The following is a 6,142-nucleotide window of genomic DNA, read 5'->3' as shown; positions in this document are numbered from 1 at the left end:
GGCTTCACGCCTTTGTCCCGCAGCGTCCGGGCGAGCTGATTCGCCCGCTCGTTAAGCTCGCGGTAGGTCAGCCGCTCCATGCCGTCCGCGCCGAACACGGCCGCCGTCCGCTCCGGCGTGCGTGCCGCCTGCTCCTCGAACAGCCGGTGCAGCGTCGTATGCTGGTCATACTCCGCCTTCGTCCGGTTGAAACCATACGCCAACGTTTCGAACTCATGTCTCTCCAGCATCTCAATTTCGGAGAGTGGCTCTTCCGGCCGGAACAATGCCGTTTCCAGCAGGCGTTCCAGATGCACAGCCCAACGCCGAACACTTTCCAGTTCGAACCGGCTCTTATCGAAGCTGAAGTCAACCCGAAGACTCCCGTCAAGCGATATGAGTAGGACCGCTACCTCCGCTGTACCGTCTTGCGCCTGCCCCAGATCTTGAATGCGATCGAACCCCACCAAAGTTCGAATCAGCGGTTCCCCATCATGTTCCGGAAGCAAGTTCCCATGCTTCATCATGTGATGGAGCGGATAATTCTGATGATCGTTCGCTTCGGTTATCGACTGCTTGGTTGCCATCAGCGCATCCTTGAAGTTGCGGCAATTTTGCAACGACGTACGAAGGATGAGCAACTTGTTCCCCGCTCTGCTCTCCTCGTCCTCCTGTTGAAATACAGGCATTCCCGTAACTACATCCGGGCTGTTTGTATATTTTGACAGAAGTATATGAACGCCTGCGGCGAAAATCATGAACAGGGCATAGTCGGAACCTTTGCTCATGTACGTCAGCCGGTCTGAAATATCGGAACTTAAAGAAAAGGACATGAAGACCGTTGTTCCCCCCACGCCAGATGCACGGCGTTCAGAAGGAAATGCGCTCATGACCGGTTCTCCTTCCAGCTTCTCCTGCCAATAGGCCTTCTCATTGCCGGCCTTTCCGCTCGCCGCAAGGACGTTGTTTGAAAGCTTGTCGCTCATGTAATCCCCCATCCCATCGAGCCGTTTGAAAATCAAAATTTAAAATCAATTTCTGCTGGAAGCACATTTTTCAAGACAGGCACTCGGGCCGGCCATACGATGTCACGGATTGGCACGTCCGGGTTATTCACGACCTCCTGCAATATGTGGAGCAACCCCGCCCCCCAATGCTCGACGGTTTCACACCGGAATAAATCCGTACAATATTCAAAAACCAACGCCAATTCGTCCTTATCTATAGTCGCCTCCAACGTCAAATCCACCTTCGCGATACGATGAGGGATCGGAAAGGAAGAGATGCGAAGAGGATTATCGTCCAACACGGTCTTATACTCGTTATGCATAACGAACATGACATCGAACAAAGGGTTGCGGTTCAACTGGCTGCCGAGTCCCAAGCGACCGATCAGGCGTTCGAACGGATATTCCTGATGCGCATATGCCGCCAAGGCATTCTCCTTGACTTGAGCGAGGAATTCAGCGAACGTCAGCCCGTCCTTCGGCCGATTCCGAAAAACGACGGTATTGGCAAACATCCCGATCAACGGCTCCACTTCGAGGACCGTCCTTCCCGCGATCGGCGACCCCACGACAATGTCGTCCTGATTAGCGACCTTTGCAAGCAATACGTTGTAAGCGGCCAAGAGCAGCATGAACATGGTTGTCTCTAATCCCGCGGCGAGCCGCTGCAACTGCTCCAGCGTTACGCAATCTGCCGTAAAGATGCGCTTGTCGCCCGCGAAGCTTTGCAGCACCGGACGCGGGTAATCAGTTACCATGCCGAGATCCTGTACTTTATCGGCGAACTGCGACAGCCAGAACGCCTCGTGAGACTCCATCTCCTGGCTGTTCATCCATTTATTATGCCAAACCGAATAATCCTTGAACTGCACTGGCAGAGCGGGTAACTGTTGTCCGCCGTACAGGGTCATAAATTCCTCCGCCAAAATACCTACCGAAAACCCGTCTGCAATAATATGATGCAAATCCACGACCAACACATAGCTTGATTGAGACAGAGATATCAGCAAAATTCGTAGAAGCGGAGATTCGTTTAATTTAAATGGCCGGATGCTGTTATGAACGATCTCCGTCACCTGATATTCATCCGCCTCCATATAGCGGATCGGCGAGGCAATTTGAGCAGCTATTTTTTGTACGGGCTCCCCATTCTCAAGCTCAAAATAGGTGCGCAACATCTCATGCCTGTCGACAATCGTCTGGAACGCTCGTTCGAAACGTTCCCGCTCCAAGCTTCCTTCGATACGAAGCACCATTGTGACGTTGTAGGCCTGCTGCTCAGGATGCAATTCATGCAGGAAATACAAACGTCGCTGTGCGGAGGTGACAGGGTAGCTGGAAGCCGGCTGCGCTGGCGGGATGGAATGGCTGCTTATTGCTGAATTTCCGCCTTCCCGCTGTTTCTGCGTCAGGTAAGCGCTCAGCCCCGCAATCGTCAAGTTTTGCAAAAACTCGACGATACTAAGCTGGACACCTAGCTCTTCGCGAATGTGATTCACTATTTTAGTTGCAAATATCGAATCACCGCCAAGCTCATAGAACGTGTCATAAATATCCATCTGCTTTACGCCCATCGTTTGCAGCCAAATCCGGCCAAGTGTCCGTTCCATATCGCTGTAATCGCCATCGGGTCTGCCAGTGAGCTCTGCCGATTGCACGATGGCGGATCGGAATGCCGGCTGCTTGCGGCCGTTTTTCTCCACCATTCTGTCGAGATCTTCCATCAAATCGGCGTGCAGGCGGATCGGGAATCGAGGCTGGCTCAGCAGCGGACGAACTTTAACAAACTCCTTGCGGTTAATCCGACCGATCGCAACCTGCGTCAATGAACTTCCGAGTGCTTTCTCGAATGCCTCGATAGCCTGTTCCGTCCGAAGCGCCTGAAAAATATGCTCCTGGTCTGCTATGCCGAAATCAACTCCCATGCCGGTTTCTTTCCAAACCGACCAGTTGATTGCCAGCGTTCTGCCGCCTCGCTTGGCCCGCTCGGCGGCAAAAGCGTCTAAATATACATTGGCGGCGGTATAGTCGCCCTGACCGAAGCCGCCCGTCAACGCCGTAATCGCCGAGAACATCACAAAAAAATCAAGCCGGTCACTCTTCGTCGCTTCGTCTAAATTCCGGGTACCATACAATTTCGCACTTAGAACCCGGTCGAATTCAGCCTTCGTTTTCGACCAAATCATTCCGCTGCCCGGTACGCCTGCACAATGTACAATCCCGTTGATTCCTCCGAAACGCTCGCGTAGACCGGCAAGCAACTGCCGTACAGCCTGTTCATCCGCGACATTGGCCTCACAGAGCAAGACCTTCGCTCCCGATGCTTCGAGTTCCCGTATAGCCTCGATTTTTCGACGCTCCTTCTTGGGGTATCCCCGCTTCAGCAGATGCTCCCACTCGCTTCGTAACGGCATCGGAGTTCGGTTAACCAAGGCCAGCGTCACCTGCTTCTTGGAGGCCAGCCATTTGGCAATTTCCAGCCCCATCCCCCCAGCACCGCCTGCTATTACGTAAACGCCTTCCGAACGGATCGGCACCTCCGCTGTTTTCATCGCTTCTTCGGGTATAGCCGCCAGATGGTGCAAATACCGACGTCCCTCGCGATAGGCCACGATATAAGGCGGGTTTGCATCACTCAATTCGGCCACCAACTGCTCGCCCGTCAACGATTCGTCCGCATCCAGGCAGCGGCAACTCCAATGAGGGTGTTCGGCTGCCACCGACTTGCCCAGTCCGAACATGGTCGTGTACGCCGAATTCAGCTTTTCTTCCCGTTTTGTTATCGCATGACCGGTAGGAGCGGCCAGAACAAATTCTATGGCATCTCCGGCATGCGTTTGATTGATAGCTTTAAGAAGGCAAAAAAGACTGTTTCCGCTTCGGTCTAATTTCCTATGCAAAGACGAGATCCCTTCGCTTTGGTCAAAGGAAAAGAAGTGAAGTACATGCGTAATCCGCTCTCGCTGGAGAGCTTGCATCAGCCGGAGATAATCCTCTTCCTTGGATGACACTACAAAAGACGCCGGATCATATTGCCGGTATTCCTCGCCAAGCTCAACCGTGATGAGGGAAGCACCTGCCTCGCGCAGGCTAACCGCCCATTTGTCCGACAGACTGTCCTTCCCTTTCAAAAGGAGCACCCGGCCCTTCCAATAGACGGGCTCGCACCGTTCGATCGGTTGTTCCTCCCATTGCGCCCCAAAAAATAACCCGTCGGCGCCTACGAGTTCAGGGAGCTCCAGCCAGCATCGGATGCGATCGAACGGGTAGAGGGGCAACAAAACCCGGCGCCTAGCCGCAGGTTCATACAAACATTCCCATTCCACACCGGCTCCTTGGACATAAAGACGGCCGATCTGCTCCATTATGGATCTTGTTGGGGCTTCCGCCGTTACAAGGCTCACTAACTTCCGTGCTTGCTCGCTGTAAGCTGCGGCCTCCGCTTCGGTCAGGTCCCCTTTCTCACGCGGCGTTTTACTGGCGGGAACCAAGGCATGCTCATAGTAAAATACACCCTCGGTTTCCGTATCCAGCCCGTACTCCGTCAGAACATTTAGCTTCGCAAGCAGTTCCGCCGCATCGACGGCAACGACCGCCACACGATGACGAAAATGACCTCGACCCGTACTTGCTGTATAGCAAATAGCGGCGAAATCCTTCTCGTCTGCTCCCACAAGCAATCTTTGGTATTGGACGAGCAACGATTCCATTGCGGTTATACTTTTCGCCGAGACTGTAAAAATACGCGGACTAACCGTTGCAGCCGTCCCTTTGACTCGGGGCGCTTCCTCTAGAACGACGTGAGCGTTCGTACCGCTTAGCCCGAAAGAGCTGACACCGCATCGACGCGATCCATGCACGGTTTCCCATGTCTCCAGTGAATCTTGCAAATACACCGGAGAATGCTGAAACCGTATGTTTCGGTTAGGGCGAAGAAAATGAATCGACGGCGGAAGCTCTTTGTGGTGGAGTGCGAGCGCCGCCTTAATCAAGCCCGCAATGCCGGCTGCCGCATCCAGATGCCCGATATTCGGCTTCAACGATCCGATACCGCAAAATTGCTTTCTATCCGTAAAACGGCGGAACGCCTGGGTTACACCATCGATTTCTATCGGATCCCCGAGCTCTGTTGCCGTGCCGTGCGCTTCGATATAACCGATCGTCTCTGGATTTATACCGGACGCCTTCCAAGCCCGTTCGATGACGCTAGCCTGCGCGCTGGTGCTCGGCGCCGTGATGCCGTTCGTGCTGCCATCCTGGTTGACCGCGCTGCCCTTTATAACGGCGTAAATATGATCTCGGTCGTCAACAGCTTGTTTAAGCGGTTTAAGCAGTACCGCCGCAACCCCTTCTCCGTCGCTCGTCCCATCGGCCCTGTCGTCGAAGGTGTAAGCTCTGCCAGTGGATGATTTCCCGAATTTGGGCTCGGAATTCAGCGGGAGGAGATTGAGGCTGACTCCACCGACAAGCGCGATCTCGCAGTCTCCTGTACGAAGCGCCTGCGAAGCGAGATGAACGGCGACCAGAGAAGAAGAACATGCCGTGTTCACCACCATGCTCGGTCCCGAAAAATCCAGAAAATAAGAAATCCGGCTCGCTACCATCGCGGCCAAATTGCCCGGCAATGCGGCGTTCATCGACTCCGGCTCCACATCGCGAATATATTGATAGTAATTCTCGACAAGATTTACATTCTGTCCTACGTATACGCCGACTGCTCGGCCTTTTATCTTATCGCCCGCATACCCGGCGTCCTCTAGCGCTTGCCATGCGCATTGCAGAAACAGGCGCTGGCCCGGATCCATCAGGCCGGCCTCTAGAGGCGAAAGATTGAAAAAGCGATGGTCAAACTTATCGATTTCATCAAGAAATCCAATTTGCGAATACAAATCATCTTCGAGATCCAACCCTTGGAACGAGAGGTAACGATCCATATCGCGGCGTCTATGTTTCGAAATGCCGCTAATGCAGTCCTTCCCTTCCCGGACATTCTCCCAGAACTCTTCAACTGTTCGTGCTTGCGGGAAATCAAGTGCAATGCCAATCACTGCAATATCCCGGGATGAAATCTGGGCTACTTCCTCGACCGCCTCATCGTTCTTGGCATCTCGAAGGGTAAGACCTTGAACATTCAGCATAGGTCCCCTCCACAGGCT

The 6,142-nt window shown here is 53.6% G+C and carries 2 protein-coding genes; both read right to left on the bottom strand.

Annotation, left to right across the window (positions count from 1 at the left end):
- The coding region (locus tag PBN151_RS20485; RefSeq protein ID WP_175560762.1) for a condensation domain-containing protein at window positions 1-965 on the bottom strand (965 nt) is incomplete at its 3' end.
- A 32-nt stretch (window positions 966-997) separates the two neighbouring features.
- Window positions 998-6,124: an SDR family NAD(P)-dependent oxidoreductase gene (locus tag PBN151_RS20480; protein ID WP_072730468.1), complete on the bottom strand. Its 5,127-nt coding sequence runs from the start codon at window positions 6,122-6,124 to the stop codon at window positions 998-1,000.
- Between the last annotated feature and the right edge of the window lie 18 nt (window positions 6,125-6,142).

The sequence above is a fragment of the Paenibacillus sp. NAIST15-1 genome, assembly GCF_001894745.1.
Classification (GTDB): domain Bacteria; phylum Bacillota; class Bacilli; order Paenibacillales; family Paenibacillaceae; genus Paenibacillus_B; species Paenibacillus_B suaedae.
This window is presented reverse-complemented; position numbering and strand designations above follow the sequence as displayed.

Excerpts from the sequence above, each read along its gene's own strand:
- PBN151_RS20480 (WP_072730468.1), bottom strand. The coding sequence starts at position 6,124 with ATGCTGAATGTTCAAGGTCTTACCCTTCGAGATGCCAAGAACGATGAG.